Here is a 16,957-nt window from a genome sequence, read left to right as displayed (position 1 = left end):
CGAGGAGCCCGGGACCCGCCCTAGGAGCCCAGCTCGCGGCGGTACTGGCGGCGGAAGGCGTTGAACCACGACCAGTCCGGGTCGAGCTCGCTGCGGAGCTTGACCTTCCCCTCGGGCCAGTCGACCAACTGGGCCTCGAACTCGGGCAGGACGCCCGACTCCGGGTCCAGGTAGTAGTGGTAGTGGCGCTCGCCGCGCTCGGTCTTCTGGGCGAACAGCGCGCCGTTGCGACCCAGCACCCCCTCCAGACGGGCTTCGAGGTCGCCCAGGGCCGCCTCGGAGGCCTCGATCGGGCGCTTCTCGGCGTCCATGGTGGCGAACGGGACGACCACCTGCACGTAGAGGGAGAGCGCGGGGAAGTCGCGGCGGGTCAGCGGGTGGCGGACGAGGATCCGCACCGCGCCGAACAGCGGGTGGGCGCCCTCCAGGGTGACCCAGCCGTTGGCGCCGCCGAGCAGGTCGGCCATCTGGCGCGCCACCGAGGGCATCGAGGTGGGCGGCAGCGGGTCGAGCGGCGGCTCGTCCAGCGACATGGTCTCGCCGATCCAGCGGACCACGTCGTCCTCGCCCAGGGCGAGCAGGGTGACGTGCTCGGCGACGCCGCGGCGCACGTCGTCGGGCAGGAACATGTTGTCGGGGTGGTAGACGCCGACCTCGATCTTTCCCGTCGACTGGTTCACACGCAGGGACACCGACACGTGCGAGAGGTCGAGCTCGTGGTCGTCCCAGGTCAGGACGGACGTCAGCTTCTCGTGGTCGGCGGGGCGCACGGGCTGGAAGACCCACTGGTCGTCGGAGGGGGCGGAGCGGGCCCAGCGCTCGGACATGATCCGCGCGTCGTCGGAGGCGCCGGGGCGCAGGGTGATGGCGTGGGTGGGGCCGCCGGTGAGTCGGGAGGGGTCGTCCAACGCGGCGAGCTGTTCGAGGAGGGCGCTCGGGTCGACGTCCGGCGACAGGTCCAGGTCCTCGATGTCGCCGCCCTTCTGCTCCGGCGGGCGCCCCACCTCCCAGTCCAGGTCGGGGTGGATGCCCTTGACCAGGCCGGTGACGCGGTCGGCCACCTCGGCCGGGGCTGGTTGACCGGACTCCACGGCGTTGGCCAGCGGTTCACGCACCTCGGGCCAGGCGTCCCAGAACGCGGTGACGGCGGTGGTGGAGTCGGCGGAGCGGCGACGACGGAACAGAGCCATGCTCTGATTTTCGCAGAGACCGGCGACCACCCTCGCCGCGCGGGGCCGGTCGGGAGCGCGTCCGGCGGGGCGGGTGCGGCGGCGTGGGATGGGGCGGCGCGGCGGGGGTGGCGCGGAGTGGCGGAATCCTCGTGGCCGTGACCCCCGGGCGCCGCATACGCTGGACGGCACTATGACTTTGCGTGTACTGGCAGCCATGTCCGGCGGAGTCGACTCCGCGGTCGCCGCGGCCCGGGTGGCCGAGGCGGGCCACGACGTCACCGGCGTTCATCTGGCGCTCTCCAAGAACCCGCAGTCCTACCGCACGGGGGCGCGGGGCTGCTGCACGGTGGAGGACTCCCACGACGCGCGGCGCGCCGCCGACGTCATCGGCATCCCGTTCTACGTGTGGGACATGTCCGAGGAGTTCGACCGGGAGGTCGTGGCGGACTTCGTCGCCGAGTACGAGGCGGGCCACACGCCCAACCCGTGCCTGCGGTGCAACGAGAAGATCAAGTTCGAGGCGGTGCTGGACCGGGCGATCGCGCTCGGCTTCGACGCCGTGGCCACCGGGCACCACGTGCGCAAGGTCGACGGGCGCCTGGTGCGCAGCGTCGACCACGCCAAGGACCAGTCCTACGTCCTGGGCGTGCTCACCGCCGAGAAGGTCGCGCACGCGATGTTCCCGCTGGGCGACTGCACCAAGGAGGAGGTGCGGGCCGAGGCCGAGCGGCGTGGGCTGTCGGTGGCGGACAAGCCGGACAGCCACGACATCTGCTTCATCGCCGACGGCGACACGGCCGGGTTCCTCAACCGGCGGCTGGGCGCCAGGCCGGGGCCGATCCAGGACGAGGACGGCAACGTGGTCGGCACGCACGACGGGGCGCACGCGTTCACCGTGGGTCAGCGCAAGGGCCTGGGGCTGGGCGGGGCGCCGCACCCGCGCTACGTGCTGTCCATCGAGCCGGTGGACAACACGGTGACGGTGGGGCCGCGCGACGCGCTGCGCGTCGACCGGATCACCGGTGCGCGTCCGGTGTGGAGCGGCTCCGAGCCGCTGACCGAGCCGACCGACTGCCACGTGCAGCTGCGCGCCCACGGTGAGGTGTACCCGGCCAGTGTCGTGCAGCGCGACGGTGCGGAGGGGCCCGAGCTGGAGGTGCGTCTGGCGGAGCCCGCGACGGGTGTGGCGCCGGGGCAGGCCGTGGTGGTCTACGACGGCGACACCGTGCTCGGGTCGGCCACGATCTCGTCCACCGCGCGGGCGGAGGAGGCCGGGGTCGGCGGAACCGGGTCGTCGTCGGGCGTCTGACCGGGGCGCGGTCGCACACGGGCGTCTGACCGGGACCCGGCTGTCGGCGGGTGCCTGACCTGGACTGTTGGAAGGAACACCCTCGTCGGCGCCGCCGCCCCTCTTGCCGAACTTAGGTAAGGCATAGCATAGTGACGGCGAGATGAGGGGGCCTGGTCCATGCCTGAGTTCGGTTTCCTGGAGGGTCAGCCCTTCTGGATCGTCTACTTCACGCTGCTCGGTGTGATCCTGCTCCGGGTCCAGGCCACGTACTGGATCGGCCGGGGGCTGGGCGAGGGCGTGTCCCGTAGCCGGACGGGCAGGCGGCTCGGCCCGCGCCTGGAGACCGCGCGCGACCGCATCGACCGGTTCGGCGCCCCCGTCGTCACCCTGAGTTTCCTCACCGTGGGCGTGCAGACCGCCGTCAACCTCGCGGCCGGGGCGATGCGCATGCGGTTCGGACGCTACCTCGTCGCGATGTTCCTCGGGTCGCTGATCTGGGCCGCCCTGTGGTCGGTGGTGTTCTCGGGGGTGGTCGGCACCTGGTGGGGGCTGTTCCTGGACTCGCCGTGGGTGGCGGTCGGCGTGATGGCGCTGGCGGTCGCCGTCGTCGCGGGCATGGTGTGGCGGTCGCGCCGCCGGGAGCGTGCCGGGGCCGCGGCGACCGCCGACGCGGAGGGGACCGAGGGGGAGCCGGTCGGTTCCCCGACCCCCTCGGCGGAAGCCGCGCGGCCGGTGGCCCACCGGCCGTCGCGACCCGGTGGTGCGGCGTAGGGGTGGGCGTCCGGGCGCACGGGTCGGGGCGTTGATCACGGCCGTGCCCGCTGCGACGCGGTGAGGATCTCGGCCCCGTCGTCGGTGATGGCGATCGTGTGCTCACTGTGCGCCGTCCGGCAGCCCGTCGCACTGCGCAGCGTCCACCCGTCGGCGTCGGTGACGAGTTCGGCGGTGTCCGCCATGACCCACGGCTCCAGTGCCAGCAGCAGCCCCGGGCGCAGTCTGTACCCTCGGCCGGGCCGCCCGGTGTTCGCCACGTGCGGGTCCTGGTGCATCGTCGATCCGATGCCGTGGCCTCCGTACTCGGTGTTGATCGGGTACCCCGCCTCGCTGAGGACCGTGCCGATGGCGTGGGAGACGTCGCCGATGCGGGCCCCGGGCCCGGCGGCGGCGATCCCCGCGGCCAGCGCGCGTTCGGTCGCCCTGATCATCGCGACGCTCTCCGGGGGGCGCGTGTCGCCCACGATGAAGCTGACGGCGGCGTCCGCGGCGACTCCCCCTCGGGAGACGGCGAGGTCGAGTGTCAGCAGATCGCCGTCGGCGAGCGTGTAGTCGTACGGCCGTCCGTGCAGTACGGCGTCGTTGACGGCCGTGCAGATGTGGTGGCCGAACGGGCCGCGTCCGAAGGATGGCGCGTAGTCGACGTAGCAGGACAGCGCTCCCGCCTCGGCGATCATGCTCTCGGCCCACCGGTCGATGTCCAGAAGGTTCACGCCGATCGTGCTACGGCTCCTCAACGTCCGCAGGATGTCGGCGACCAGGGCGCCCGTGTCTCTCGCCCGGGGCAGCAGGGTGGGCTTCAGGATCTCGATCACGCGGCTCTCTTCTCCCGTGTCAAATAACTATACCGGCCATACTATACCGGTACTAAAATCGGAGCCATGGCCGGGTCGCCGCCCACTCCCGCCGAGACCGAACGCGGACGGCTCCTCGGCGCTGCCGTCGCGCGGACACGGCCCCCTCCCGGTCACGCGTCACCCGCGCCCCGTTGCCCTAACCTTGGGCAACGTGACCGAACAGCACCGCTACCCCTGGCCCGACGCCTCCGCGACCGGTGTCGGGTCCTGGCCGGGGGAGGACCCCGACGAGGCCGTCCGCACCGTCCTCGGCGAACTCCCCGACCTGCCGCACCTCCCCGAACTCCCCGCGCGCGGCGTCGGCGCCGACATGATCGGCCGCACCGGCGGCCTCCTCGTCGACTTCCCCGTCGAGGTCCAGCCCAGCGGCTGGCGGGTCGTCGACAGCCCCGGCCGCGACATCGCGCGCGCCACCAGCCTCATGTCCTACGACCTGGACGCCCTCACCGAGCACGCGCACGGCTTCCAGGGCACCCTCAAGATCCAGGTCGCCGGGCCCTGGACGCTCGCGGCGTCGATCGAACTCCGCTCCGGCCAGCGCCTCGTCTCCGATCAGGGCGCCCGCCGCGACCTGGCCGAATCCCACCTGGAGGGCGTCCTCGCCCACGTCGCCGAGGTCCGCGGGCGCGTCCCCGGCGCCCGCCTCCTCGTCCAGGTCGACGAACCCTCCCTGCCCGCCGTCCTGCTCGGCTCCCTCCCCACGGCCAGCGGGTACGGGCGTCTGCCCGCCGTCGACCGCGTCCACGTCGAGGCGGCCCTGCGCGTGCTCTTCGCCGCCCTCGACGACGCCGGGGCGGTCCCCGTCGCGCACTGCTGCTCCGCCGGGGTCCCCATCGACCTCATGCGCCGCAGCGGAGCCCGCGCCCTGAGCCTCAACGCCCTGCTGCTCGACCGGGACCACGACGAGATGGTCGGCACCGCCGTCGAGGCCGGCGTCGGGCTGCTGCTCGGCGTCGTCCCCTCCCTCGACGGCACGCGCGCCGACAATGCTCGAATGTCCGACCCGGCGGCTACCGTCGATCCCGTACGCGAGCTTTGGAACCGGCTGGGAATCACCCCTGACCTGCTCTCCCGCGCGGTGGTCACCACGCCCACGTGCGGGCTCGCGGGTGCCTCACCCGGGCACGCGCGCGCCGCCCTCGACGCGGCCCGCGCCGGGGCCCGGGTCCTGCGGGACGAACCCCGCGGGTAGGCACACCCCGGGTCCGCGACCGCGGCAGGCGAGCACGAGAGCAGAAGAAAGGCAGGCAGTGAGCGCGCACGACGACTCCACCCACGTTCCCGACGAGGTCCGGGCCCGGCACGAGCGGCTGTGCCAGGATCTGGACGACTACGGCTACCGGTACTACCTCGGCAAGCCCGTCGTCTCCGACGCCGAGTACGACCAGCTCATGGGCGAGCTGCTCGACATCGAGCGGCGCCACCCCATCCTCGTCACCCAGGACTCGCCGTCGCAGAAGGTCGGCGCCCCCATCAGCGTCGACTTCGCCGAGGTCGAGCACCTGGTGCGGATGGAGAGCCTGGGCAACGCCTTCGACTACGAGGAACTGGGCGCCTGGGCCGACCGCGCCAGCTCCGAGGTCCCGGTGGACGCCTACCTGTGCGAGCTGAAGATCGACGGCCTCGCGGTCGACCTCGTCTACGAGCGCGGCCGCCTGGTGCGCGCGGCCACCCGCGGTGACGGCCGCGTCGGCGAGGACATCACCCCCAACATCCGCACGATCGACGTCGTCCCCGAACGCCTCGACGAGTCCGTCCGCCCCGCGCCCGAGCTTCTGGAGGTGCGCGGCGAGGTCTTCCTGGCCGTCGAGGACTTCGAGCGGCTCAACAAGCGCATGGCCGACGCGGGCGAGCACGTCTTCGCCAACCCGCGCAACGCCGCCGCCGGGTCGCTGCGGCAGAAGGACCCGCGCGTCACGGCCACGCGCCCGCTGTCGATGATCGTGCACGGCGTGGGCGCCTACGAACCGGCCGGCGGCGAGGGCTCCTCGGACGGCGCCGCCCTGACCAGCCAGTCCCAGGCCTACGCGCTGCTCGGCGAGTGGGGACTGCCGCTCAGCGACCGCTACGAGGTCGTCGACTCCATGGACGCGGTCCGCGCGTACGTCGCCCGTTACGAGCGCGATCGCCACGTGCCCGCCTACGAGATCGACGGCATCGTCGTCAAGGTCGACGACTTCGGCCTCCAGCGCCGCCTGGGCTCCACCAGCCGGGCCCCCCGCTGGGCGATCGCGTACAAGTACCCGCCCGAGGAGGTGACCACCAAGCTCGTCGACATCAAGGTCGGTGTGGGCCGCACCGGCCGGGTCACCCCGTACGGCGTGATGGAGCCGGTGGTCGTGGCCGGGTCCGAGGTCGAGTTCGCCACCCTCCACAACGCCCAGGAGGTCGCCCGCAAGGGCGTGCTGATCGGCGACACCGTGGTCCTGCGCAAGGCGGGCGACGTCATCCCCGAGATCGTGGGCCCGGTCGTGGACCTGCGCACCGGCGACGAGCGCGAGTTCGTCATGCCCGAGCACTGCCCCGAGTGCGGCACCAGGCTCGGCCAGCAGAAGGAGGGCGACGTCGACCTGCGCTGCCCCAACGCCCGCTCCTGCCCGGGCCAGCTGCGCGAACGCGTCGCCTTCATCGCCGGACGCAAGGCCCTGGACATCGAGGCGCTCGGCTACGTGGCCGCCACCGCCCTCACCCAGCCGCTCGAACCCGCCGAGCCGCCGCTGCGCGACGAGGGCGACCTGTTCGACCTCACCGTCGAACAGCTGCTGCCCATCCGCACGTACGTCCTCGACCCCGACACCACCGAGCCCAAGACCGACCCCAAGACCGGCGACCCCAAGGTGGTGTCCTTCTTCGCCAACAAGGAGGGGGAGCCGAAGAAGACCGTCGAGAAGCTCTTCGAGCAGTTGGAGGAGGCCAAGCGCAAGCCGCTGTGGCGGGTCCTGGTGGCCCTGTCCATCCGGCACGTGGGCCCGCGCGCGGCCGAGGACCTGGCCCGCCACTTCCGCTCCATGGACGCCATCCGCGAGGCCGGTGAGGAGGAGCTGGCCTCCGTCGACGGCATCGGCCCCACCATCGCGACGTCCATCCGCGAGTGGTTCGAGGTCGACTGGCACGCCGAGATCGTCCGCAAATGGCGCGACGCCGGGGTCCGTATGGAGGACGAGGCGCCCGAGTACGGGTCGGACCTGCTCAAGGACCTGTCCATCGTGGTGACCGGCGGCCTGGAGGGTTTCACCCGCGACAGCGCCAAGGAGGCGATCGCCGAGCGCGGCGGACGCGCGACGGCGTCGGTGTCCAAGAAGACCAGTTTCGTGGTGGCGGGGGAGAGCCCCGGCTCCAAGTACGACAAGGCGGTCAAGCTGGGCGTGCCGATCCTCGACGAACGGGGTTTCCAGGTCCTGCTGGAGTCGGGGCCGGAAGCGGCCATGAAGGAGCGGACCAACCCGCCCGAGGACACCGACGGTGACGGCGGCGACGGTGACGGCGACGAGGGCGCCGAGTCCTAGACGCGGCTCCCCGGGGTCGGGTGCCACCGGGAGCGCCCGAACGGTCCGGGCGCCGTGTCGTGGGCGTCCGCGGGTGGGAGGTGCCGCGACCGAGGCGTCGGTGGAGGGCGAGGGCGGGCCCCGGAGACCCATGGCGGATACGGCGGGCCCGGTCGGGGGCGATCCGGCCCGGCCCGCCTCGTCCACCACCGTTACGCACCGTGTTTCACGGATAGTCTCGGGCGCGCGACAGTTGGTGATGAAACCGCGTAAGCTGGACATCAAACGCCTGGATGTGGACACATCTAAATCCCGGATTCGGCCATGAGGGGTGGCCGTTTCGTGGGAACCTCGACTCACAGGAGCGGCGGCGTCACCGGACGTCGCCGGTCTCCGCGTCCCCCTCACGAGGACCACGGATGAAGGACCCCATCAGCACCAGGGACATCGGTCCCCGGGTCGGGACACCGCTCTGGCTGTACATGGCGAGCACCATGGCCGCCGGTCTGGGCCTGCTCGTCTTCGCCAGCCTCGAACTCGGCCTCGCCCAGCTCCAGTCGCTCGTCTCCGAACCGTTGCTGTGGGTCCTGCTGTGCATGATCGTCCTCGGCGAGCTCAGACCGATCTCCATGCCCGGCCAGCCGCCCAACAGCGGCACCCCCACCTCCCTGCCGTTCTCCTTCGCCGTCGTCCTCTTCTTCGGCCTCCCGGTCGCCGCTCTCCTCCAGGCCGTGGCGACCGGCGTCGGCGGGTTCGTCCGCGGCCACGCCGTCCACCGGACCGTGTTCAACGCCGCCCAGTACACGCTCTCCCTCGGCGTCGCCGACGCGGTCCTGCGCCTGGCCCTGCCCGCCGTCATGGACGTCCCCTGGATGCCCGAGGGCGGCGAACTCGTCGCCGTCGCCCTCGCCGGAGCCGCCTACTTCGTGGTCAACCGCGTCCTGGTCATGTGCGCGGTCGCCATGCACGAACGCGCGCCGCTGGCGCAGATCATGGTCAAGGGACTCGGCCAGCAGGTCTACGTCAACGGCGTCCTGCTCAGCCTCGCGCCGCTGGTCGTCACCGCCATGACCCACTCCGTGCTGTACGTGCCGCTGTTCGCCGTGCCCCTGGGCGCCCTCTACACCAGCGCGCTGCTCTCGGTGAAGCGCGACCACCAGGCCAACCACGACGAGCTCACCGGCCTGGCCAACCGGACCCGCCTGACCGAGCGCGCCCGCCAGGACATCGGCCACGCCCAGCAGCGCGGCAGCCGGGTCGGCCTGCTCCTGCTCGATCTCGACCGGTTCAAGGAGGTCAACGACACTCTCGGCCACCCCACCGGCGACCGCCTCCTCCAGACCGTCGCCCAGCGGCTCACCCACAGCGTGCGCCCCGGCGACCTCGTCGCCCGGCTCGGCGGGGACGAGTTCGCCGTCCTGCTGCCCAAGGTCCGCGACACCGCCTCGGCCCGCGAGGTCGCCGCCCGCCTCCGCGACGCCCTCGCCGAACCCGTGCGCCTCGACGGCATGGACTTCGACCTGGAGGCCAGCATCGGCATCGCGCTCTTCCCCGACGACGCCCCCGACTTCGAGCTGCTCATGCAGCGCGCCGACGTCGCCATGTACGTCGCCAAGAGCGGCCGGACCGGCGTCGAGTCCTACGACCCCGGCAAGGACCGCAACTCCACCGCCCGCCTCAGCCTCTTCAGCGAACTCCGGCGCGGCCTCACCGAGGGCGCCCTGGAGATGTACTACCAACCCAAGGTCTGCCTCTCCGACGGCCACCCCGTCGGCCTGGAGGCCCTCGCCCGCTGGCGCCACCCGACCCGGGGCCTGCTCACCCCCGACGAGTTCATGCCGGTCGTGCAGCAGTCCAACCTGTTCCGCGCGTTCACCGGCCAGGTCCTGGACACCACCCTCGCCCGCGTCGCGGACTGGCGCCAGGGCGGGATCGACCTGCCCGTCTCCGTCAACCTGAGCATGCGCGAGCTGCTCGACCCCGCCCTGCCCGGCACCGTGGAGGCCGCGCTGCGCGAGCACGGGGTCCCGCCCGAGCAGCTCGTCCTGGAGATCGGCGAACAGGCGCTCATCACCGACACCCAGGCCGCCACGGCCGCGGTCCGGGCGCTGCGCGGACTCGGCGTCGGCCTGGCCCTCGACGACTTCGGCACCGGACACTTCACCCTCGCCCAGCTCGCCGGACTCCCCCTGGACGAGGTCAAGATCCACGAGTCCTTCACCGCGCGGCTGACCGACGACTCCGACAACGGCCACACCGTCGTCCGCGCCGCCATCGCCCTGGTCAGGGCACTGGGGATGAGCGCCACCGCCGAGGGCGTCCAGACCCGCGAACTCGCCCGGGCCGCCCGGGACACCGGCTGCCACGCAGCCCAGGGCCACTACTTCTCCCCCGCGCTCGCCGCCCGCGACGTCACCGGGTGGCTCGGCGGCAGGGGCCGCGGCGCACCCGCGGGGGCCTCCTCCCGCCACCGCTCCGCGCGCCGGCGGTTCGTTCCCCGGTCGGCGTCGGGACCGGTCACGGAGCCATAGGATTGGGGCGGTACAAGAGTCCGCCGAAGAAATGGTTCTGATGACCGCCATCACCCGCGATGAGGTCGCGCACCTCGCCCGGTTGGCGCGGCTGGCGCTCGACGAGGGCGAGCTCGACACGCTCGCCGTCCAGCTCGGTGACATCCTCACCGCCGTGGCCAAGGTGCAGGAGGTCGCCAAGGGCGACATCCCGCCCAGCTCGCACGCGCTGCCGTTGACCAACGTCTACCGTCCCGACGAGGCCCGACCCTGCCTCACGCCCGAGCAGGCCCTGTCCGGGGCCCCCGCGGTGGAGGACCAGCGCTTCCGGGTTCCGCGGATCCTCGGGGAGGAGGAGTGATGAGCGAGGTCGTCAGCCTGACCGCGGCCGAGCTCGGCGCGGCCATCCGGGCCGGTGAGGTCTCCTCGGAGGAGGCCGCCACCGCCTACCTCGACCGGATCGGCGCCGTGGACGAGGAGATCGGCGCCTTCCTGCACGTGGGCCGTGAGTCCGCGCTCGCCCAGGCCCGCGAGGTGGACGCCCGCCGCGCCGCCGGCGAGGAGCTGGGTCCGCTCGCCGGCGTGCCCGTCGCGCACAAGGACGTGTTCGCCACCGAGGACATGCCCACCACCGCCGCCTCGAAGATCCTCGAGGGCTGGCGGCCCCCGTACGACGCCACCGTCACCGCGCGCCTGCGCGAGGCCGGTCTCGTCATCCTGGGCAAGACCAACATGGACGAGTTCGCCATGGGCTCGTCCACGGAGAACTCCGCCTACCAGGTGACCCGCAACCCGTGGGACACCGACCGCGTCCCCGGCGGCTCCTCGGGCGGCTCCTCCGCGGCCGTGGCCGCGTTCGAGGCGCCCCTGGCCACCGGCACCGACACCGGCGGCTCCATCCGCCAGCCCGCCGCCGTGTGCGGTCTGGTCGGCGCCAAGCCCACCTACGGCGGCTCCTCCCGCTTCGGGCTGATCGCCTTCGCCTCCTCCCTGGACACCCCCGGCCCGTTCGCGCGCAACGTGCTCGACGCCGCCCTGCTCCACGAGGCGTTCTCCGGCCACGACCCGCACGACTCCACCTCCGTCGACGCGCCGGTGCCGCCGGTGGTGGACGCCGCCCGCATGGGCGACATCGACGGCCTGCGGGTCGGCGTGGTCAAGGAGCTGGACAGCGACGGCTTCCAGGCGGGCGTGCGCCAGCGCTTCCACGAGACCATCGAGCTCTTGGAGTCCCTGGGCGCCAAGGTCGTGGAGCTGTCCTGCCCGAGCTTCGACGCGGCGCTGTCGGCGTACTACCTCATCGCCCCCAGCGAGTGCTCCTCGAACCTGGCCCGCTTCGACGCCATGCGCTACGGCCTGCGGGTCGGCGACGACGGCACGCGCAGCGCCGAGGAGGTCATGTCGCTGACCCGTGCCCAGGGCTTCGGCGCCGAGGTCAAGCGCCGCATCATCCTGGGCACCTACGCGCTGTCCAGCGGGTACTACGACGCCTACTACGGCAGCGCCCAACAGGTGCGCACGCTCATCAAGCGCGACTTCGACGCCGCCTTCGAGAACGTGGACGTGCTGGTCTCCCCGACCACGCCGACCACCGCGTTCCCGATCGGCGAGCGCCTGGACGACCCGATGGCGATGTACCTGGCCGACCTGTGCACGATCCCGTCCAACCTGGCCGGGAACGCGTCGCTGTCGGTGCCGTGCGGCCTCGCGCCCGAGGACGGCCTGCCCGTCGGCTTCCAGATCATGGCTCCGGCCCTGGCCGACGACCGCACCTACCGGGTGGCGGCGGCGGTCGAGCGGGCCCTGGCCGAGCGCGACGGCGACCTGCTCGCCCGCAACCCGTACGCGGTCTAGTTTCGGATCGACCCCGCGTGGGGTCGGTCCCGGAGCGATCACCGGTGCCCGCCGTGTCCGACACGGCGGGCACACGTGTGTCCGGGGCCGTGGGTCGGGGCAGGGGCGGCACGGGGCGGACGCCGTGAACGGGCGAGGGGCCCGCCCGCGTGATCACTCACACGGACGGGCCCCTCGTGCGCGACCGCCCCAGGGCGGCCCCTAGAAATACTGTTAGCCCTCCACGGACTCGTTGGCGGAGGACTTGCGCTTGCGGCTCAGGTAGATCGCACCGGCACCGGCGCCCAGGGCCGCGACACCGGCGGCCACCAGACCGGCCAGAGCGCTACCGGTGACCGGCAGGGACGGCTCGTCACGGTCGTCCGCGGGCGGCGGGGTCGGGGTCTCGGACGGGCTCGGGGACGGCGTCGGCGAGGGCTCCGGGCTCGGGCTGGGGGAGGGCTCCGGGCTCGGGCTCGGGGAGGGCGACGGCTCCGGGGCGGCGGTCCAGCTGGCCGTGGCCGAGGCGGAGACCTCGACCTCGCCCTCCTGGGCCGTGATGAGGGTCTGGGTCGGGTTGTTCTCGTCCTCACCCTTGAACAGGCGGCCGGTCTGCACCGTGGCGGTGGTGGACAGGCTGAACGAGGCGGAGCCGTCCGCGGCGTCCTCGGGGACGGAGAAGCCGACGGTGTCGCCGTTGCCGACCTCGTCCACGACCTCGCCGGACTCCAGGTCGACCAGCACGACGCCGTCGGGGGCTTCGAGGTCGACGTCGATGTCGCCCTCGAAGCTGGTCTCGACGAGGAACTCGCCGACGGTCCCGCCCGCCTCACCGGAGGCCTCGCCCGGCGTGATGCTGAGCGTGGCGTCGGGCTCCTCGATCTGCGGGAGCTCATCGGCGTGCTCGACGAGGTAGTCGTAGATCGCCTCCACGTTCGGGTGTGCCGCGGTCAGCTCGGCGCCGTCGTTGCTGAAGTGCCAGATGGCGGCCTGGGTGGCGGAGAGCGCCTGGGCGTCGGTGGTCCGCCCGGTGGCGCCCGCGGCCTCGGCCAGCGTGGCGGTGTCGACCGCCGGGTAGCCGTTCTGGAGGACCCAGTGCACCTTGCCGGGCTCGGCGAAGTCGCCCTTGCCCGGGTAGTTGCTCCAGGCGTCCTCGCGGTACCACGCGTTGCCGCGGATCGCGGTCTCGAAGTCGATGCAGTAGGTGGTGAGCGTGTTGCCGTTCTCCAGCTCGAGGTTGAACAGGCTCACTTCGGTGCGCTGGCCGTTCACCTCGATGCGCTCGCCGGACTCGGCGTTGCCGACGTACCGGCCGCGGACGGAACCCTCGTAGGGCTCCGCCGGGTCGGCGGCCGCGGGGGCGGCCAGACCGAAGGCGAGCAGGCCCGCCACGGTGGCCGCGAGGCCGACACGGGCGGTGGAACGGGGGAGATTCGAATGGATCAACTTGTGTCCCGGTTGTTCTAGGGGTTACCGGTAGGCCCGGACGAGTGGACGTGGGGGGATGGAACGGGCACGGCCTCCACGGGCGCCGGCGCGACGAGTCTTCGGGTTCGTCACGGCCGTCTGGGCGCTCACTGGACAGTCCGAACGCGTGAGGCACCGCGTCCGTGGGGCGGACGCGTCATCGATGGGGGCGCCAACGCGGGAGCGGGCCGCGTTCGTCGTGGAATGTCTGCCGCGGGCCCGATACTAGCGAGCGCGTCCGCCGTATCCAACCCACTCCGTGGAATTTGTCCTTGAATCGGACATGTACAAAACGCGGTGCCATATGTCCTGATCCGGACCCCACGCCAGAGCGGAACGATATCGGTCAGTTCCGGCGTTTGCCACCCAGAACCAGGATGAGCAGGCCGGAGACGACCAGGGCGCCGGCGATGACGAGCAGTCCCGAGAGCCAGGTCCCGGTGCCGGCGAGGCCGTCGCCCTCGACGCGTTCCTCCGCCTCACGGGTGGGTTCGTCGGCGGGTGTGGCGTCGGGCACCTCGACCGGGGGCTCGGCGCCGGACGCGGACTCGGGTGAGGGAGGGGCGGTCCCGGACGGCCGCGGCGCGGGACTGGAGGGCGCCTCCGGCTCCCCGGCGTGCCAGGTGAGCGTCGCGGCGGTGGAACTCGTGGTCGTCCCCGGCTCCGCCGTGACCAGCGGCCGGGTCCGCACGCCGTCCCGCCCGGTGAACAGGCGTCCCTCGGGCAGCGGCAGGTCGCTGCCGCGCGCGTGCAGGGTCACCACCCCGGCCGGGACCGACGGGTCCACGTCGAGGTAGACCGACGCGCCGTCGCGCACCCGGCGCACCTGCTCGCCGCCCGCGTCGACCAGCCAGGACGCGGGCGCGCCCCGAAGCGAGAGCTGGACCGCCTCCGTGCCCGCGCTGGTCACGGTGATCGGCCCGAGGGGTTCCTCGGGCGCCACGGCCTCGATCTGGGACGGGGTGATCTCCAAGGACGGGGTCGTCGTCTCGTCAGGGGCGTGGTCGCTGCCCGCCACGAGGTACTCGTACAGCGCGGTCACCGCGGCGTCGTTGCCGGCCGGGTCCAGTTCGGCCCCGTCCAGCACGTGCCACAGCGCCGCCTGGGTGCCCGCGATCGCCTGGCGCTCGTCGAGGAACACCGTCTCCGAGGCCAGGGCCAGCTCCGTGAGGTCCACGTGGGGATAGGAGTTGGCGACCACCCAGGCCGCCCGGTCCGCGGGGCCCGCCGCCGCGTCGGTTTCGGACCACTGCGTGCTGTCGTCCCACGCTGACTCGACGTAGGCGGTGCGCGGGCGCACCTCGCCCTCGGCGGTGGCCGTGTAGGCGCCCACGGAGTCGCTGCCGCCCAGCCGGAGACTGAACAGGGCGGTGGGGAGTTCACCGCCGTCGGTGAGGACCACCGCCGCGCCCTCGACCGGGTCGCGGTCCACCCGGGAGAAGTCGTCGGCGAGAACTGGGGAAGCGCCGACCAGTCCGCCGACCAGGGCCGCCGACGTCAGCACGGCGGCGCACCGACGCAGGATGCTCCACACGCTCACATGCTCCCCGCGAAAGGACGGCGGCCCGATGGGCAGCCGACGAAACCACGATGTTGGGACACCCAGACTAACGGTCCGGCACCGTCGGTGACGGGGACGGAGCACGACAGCGGCGCAATCGTGTGCTCCCCGTGACCTCCGGAGCGGGCCGACGGATGACGGGGGGCGACGGGCGGGCAGCTCACCCCCCTACGCTCGGTAGGCTGACCTGGAAGGTATGTCCTCTACGGAAACGGGTTCGCGGCGATGGCCCACGCGGTAACTCCCAGCACTGCCCCGAACAGCGGCCCCACCCCTGTGGCCTACGAGCAGGCGCTGGCCAAGTACGAGCCCGTGCTCGGCTTGGAGACCCACATCGAGCTGGGCACCGCCTCCAAGATGTTCTGCGCCTGCCCCACGGCGTTCGGCGCGGAGCCCAACACCCAGGTGTGCCCGGTCTGCCTCGCGCTCCCCGGATCGCTCCCGGTCGTCAACCGCAAGGCCGTCGAGAGCGCCATCCGGCTGGGGCTCGCCCTCGACTGCTCGATCGCGCCCTGGGGCCGGTTCGCCCGGAAGAACTACTTCTACCCGGACATGCCGAAGAACTACCAGATCAGCCAGTACGACGAGCCGATCTGCGTCGACGGCCACCTCGACGTCACCGTCGACACGCCCGAGGGGCCGCGGGTCTTCCGCGTGGACATCGAGCGCGTCCACATGGAGGAGGACACCGGCAAGACCTCCCACGTGGGCGGCGCCACCGGCCGCATCCACGGCGCCGACTACTCGATCGTCGACTACAACCGCGCGGGCATCCCGCTGCTGGAGATCGTCACCAGGCCCATCACCGGCACCGGTGAGCTCGCCCCCCTGGTCGCCCGCGCCTACGCCGCCGAACTGCGCGACCTGGCCCGCTCGCTGGGCATCTCCGACGTGCGTATGGAGGAGGGCTCCATGCGCGTCGACGTGAACGTGTCCGTCAACGAGCGCGGCGCCGACGAGTGGGGCACCCGCAGCGAGACCAAGAACGTCAACTCGCTGCGCTCCGTCGAGCGCGCCGTGCGCTCCGAGATCGAGCGCCAGGCCGGTGTGCTGGAGGACGGGCAGAAGGTCGTCCAGGAGACCCGCCACTTCCAGGAGAACACCGGCCGCAGCATCTCCGGCCGCTCCAAGGAGGAGGCCCAGGACTACCGCTACTTCCCGGACCCCGACCTGGTCCCTGTCGCCCCCTCGGCGGAGTGGATCGAGGAGCTGCGCGCCACGCTGCCCGAGCTGCCCGCCGCCAAGCGCGCCCGTGTGCGCGCCGAGTGGGACCTCACGGACACCGAGCTGCGCGACCTCGTCAACGCCGACGCCATCGACCTGGTCGAGGCGACCGTCGCCGCTGGCGCGCCGTCCGCGGATGCGCGCAAGCTGTGGCTGAACGAGCTGTCCCGCCGCGCCACCGAGCAGGAGGTCGAACTGGCCGCCCTGCCCGTCACCCCCGAGCAGGTGGCCCGGGTCATCGCGCTCGTCGCCGAGGGCACGCTCACCAACAAGCTGGCCCGGCAGGTCGTCGAGGGCGTCCTGGCCGGTGAGGGCGAGCCGGACGCGGTCGTCGAGGCGCGCGGTCTCAAGGTGGTCAGCGACGACGGCGCGCTCGGCGCCGCCGTCGACGAGGCGATCGCGGCCAACCCGGACGTCGCCGACAAGGTGCGCGGAGGCAAGGTCGCCGCGGCCGGCGCCCTCGTCGGCGCGGTCATGAAGGCCACGCGCGGACAGGCCGACGCCGGCCGCGCCCGCGAGCTCATCCTGGACAAGCTCGGCGCGAACTGAGCGGGGGCGGGTGTGCGGCGGACCTCCGGCGCACACCCGTTGCTCACGGAGCGTGATGTCCCCGACGTCAACTCTCAGTCGGTCCTCAATCGCTGTGTGACCTTGGTTGCGTAGGGTGGCCGAACATGGGGGTGCGCGCGCCCTCCCGGGCCGCCGGCCGCTCCCGGTCCCAGGGCCCGGACGACCGGGTGCCGTGCCGCGCCCGGAGTCGAACGACGCGAGGTTGGTGCCCCA

At 72.6% G+C, this 16,957-nt stretch carries 12 protein-coding genes; 8 read left to right on the top strand and 4 right to left on the bottom strand.

Annotated elements, in window-relative coordinates:
- Positions 1 to 20: 20 nt before the first annotated feature.
- Positions 21 to 1,190: a DUF695 domain-containing protein gene (locus AB0I72_RS12335; RefSeq protein ID WP_358566375.1), complete on the bottom strand. Its 1,170-nt coding sequence runs from the start codon at positions 1,188 to 1,190 to the stop codon at positions 21 to 23.
- A gap of 172 nt (positions 1,191 to 1,362) precedes the next feature.
- Here AB0I72_RS12335 and mnmA point away from each other — a divergent pair, with 172 nt between their 5' ends.
- Positions 1,363 to 2,481, top strand: a complete 1,119-nt coding sequence (gene mnmA / locus AB0I72_RS12330; RefSeq protein WP_358566372.1) for a tRNA 2-thiouridine(34) synthase MnmA — start codon at positions 1,363 to 1,365, stop codon at positions 2,479 to 2,481.
- Positions 2,482 to 2,640: 159 nt separating this feature from the next.
- Entirely contained in the window at positions 2,641 to 3,234 is a 594-nt protein-coding gene (locus AB0I72_RS12325) for a VTT domain-containing protein (protein ID WP_358566369.1), read from the top strand.
- Between the two features lie 35 nt (positions 3,235 to 3,269).
- Here the strand turns inward: AB0I72_RS12325 and map are convergent, their stop codons facing one another.
- On the bottom strand, positions 3,270 to 4,052 hold the full coding sequence (map, locus tag AB0I72_RS12320; protein WP_358566366.1) for a type I methionyl aminopeptidase: 783 nt from the start codon (positions 4,050 to 4,052) through the stop codon (positions 3,270 to 3,272).
- Between the two features lie 193 nt (positions 4,053 to 4,245).
- Here map and AB0I72_RS12315 point away from each other — a divergent pair, with 193 nt between their 5' ends.
- From AB0I72_RS12315 to gatA, 5 genes are all read left to right on the top strand, one after another.
- Positions 4,246 to 5,286, top strand: a complete 1,041-nt coding sequence (locus AB0I72_RS12315) for a methionine synthase (RefSeq protein ID WP_358566363.1) — start codon at positions 4,246 to 4,248, stop codon at positions 5,284 to 5,286.
- Positions 5,287 to 5,344: 58 nt separating this feature from the next.
- Entirely contained in the window at positions 5,345 to 7,600 is a 2,256-nt protein-coding gene (gene ligA, locus AB0I72_RS12310; protein ID WP_358566360.1) for an NAD-dependent DNA ligase LigA, read from the top strand.
- Between the two features lie 398 nt (positions 7,601 to 7,998).
- The gene (locus AB0I72_RS12305; RefSeq protein ID WP_358566357.1) at positions 7,999 to 10,110 is read left to right on the top strand and encodes an EAL domain-containing protein; all 2,112 of its coding nucleotides are present in this window, start codon (positions 7,999 to 8,001) and stop codon (positions 10,108 to 10,110) included.
- Positions 10,111 to 10,150: 40 nt separating this feature from the next.
- Positions 10,151 to 10,450: an Asp-tRNA(Asn)/Glu-tRNA(Gln) amidotransferase subunit GatC gene (gene gatC / locus AB0I72_RS12300; protein WP_358566354.1), complete on the top strand. Its 300-nt coding sequence runs from the start codon at positions 10,151 to 10,153 to the stop codon at positions 10,448 to 10,450.
- Positions 10,450 to 11,943 carry an Asp-tRNA(Asn)/Glu-tRNA(Gln) amidotransferase subunit GatA gene (gatA, locus tag AB0I72_RS12295; RefSeq protein WP_358566351.1) on the top strand — a complete coding sequence of 498 codons (1,494 nt, stop codon included), beginning with the start codon at positions 10,450 to 10,452 and terminating at the stop codon, positions 11,941 to 11,943. The genes gatC and gatA overlap by 1 nt, the downstream gene beginning before the upstream one ends.
- 213 nt (positions 11,944 to 12,156) lie before the next feature.
- Here gatA and AB0I72_RS12290 read toward each other — a convergent pair whose 3' ends face one another.
- Entirely contained in the window at positions 12,157 to 13,368 is a 1,212-nt protein-coding gene (locus tag AB0I72_RS12290; RefSeq protein WP_358566348.1) for a thioester domain-containing protein, read from the bottom strand.
- 367 nt (positions 13,369 to 13,735) lie between these two features.
- On the bottom strand, positions 13,736 to 14,923 hold the full coding sequence (locus AB0I72_RS12285; protein WP_358566678.1) for a Cys-Gln thioester bond-forming surface protein: 1,188 nt from the start codon (positions 14,921 to 14,923) through the stop codon (positions 13,736 to 13,738).
- Positions 14,924 to 15,226: 303 nt separating this feature from the next.
- On the opposite strand from AB0I72_RS12285, the gene gatB reads away from it, so the two are divergent.
- Positions 15,227 to 16,723 (top strand): Asp-tRNA(Asn)/Glu-tRNA(Gln) amidotransferase subunit GatB, encoded by a 1,497-nt coding sequence (gatB, locus tag AB0I72_RS12280; RefSeq protein ID WP_358566675.1) that lies wholly within the window; start codon positions 15,227 to 15,229, stop codon positions 16,721 to 16,723.
- Positions 16,724 to 16,957: the final 234 nt, after the last annotated feature.

Origin of the sequence: Nocardiopsis sp. NPDC049922, from assembly GCF_040660275.1 — a bacterium.
Classification (GTDB): Bacteria; Actinomycetota; Actinomycetes; order Streptosporangiales; family Streptosporangiaceae; genus Nocardiopsis.
Note: the sequence above shows the minus strand (reverse complement) of the source record. Positions and strands in the feature narration are given on the sequence as shown.

Bases quoted from the DNA above. Each gene is read 5' to 3' on its own strand.
- AB0I72_RS12335 (WP_358566375.1), bottom strand. From the start codon at position 1,190: ATGGCTCTGTTCCGTCGTCGCCGCTCCGCCGACTCCACCACCGCCGTC.
- mnmA (WP_358566372.1), top strand. From the start codon at position 1,363: ATGACTTTGCGTGTACTGGCAGCCATGTCCGGCGGAGTCGACTCCGCG.
- AB0I72_RS12325 (WP_358566369.1), top strand. From the start codon at position 2,641: ATGCCTGAGTTCGGTTTCCTGGAGGGTCAGCCCTTCTGGATCGTCTAC.
- AB0I72_RS12305 (WP_358566357.1), top strand. From the start codon at position 7,999: ATGAAGGACCCCATCAGCACCAGGGACATCGGTCCCCGGGTCGGGACA.
- gatC (WP_358566354.1), top strand. From the start codon at position 10,151: ATGACCGCCATCACCCGCGATGAGGTCGCGCACCTCGCCCGGTTGGCG.
- gatA (WP_358566351.1), top strand. From the start codon at position 10,450: ATGAGCGAGGTCGTCAGCCTGACCGCGGCCGAGCTCGGCGCGGCCATC.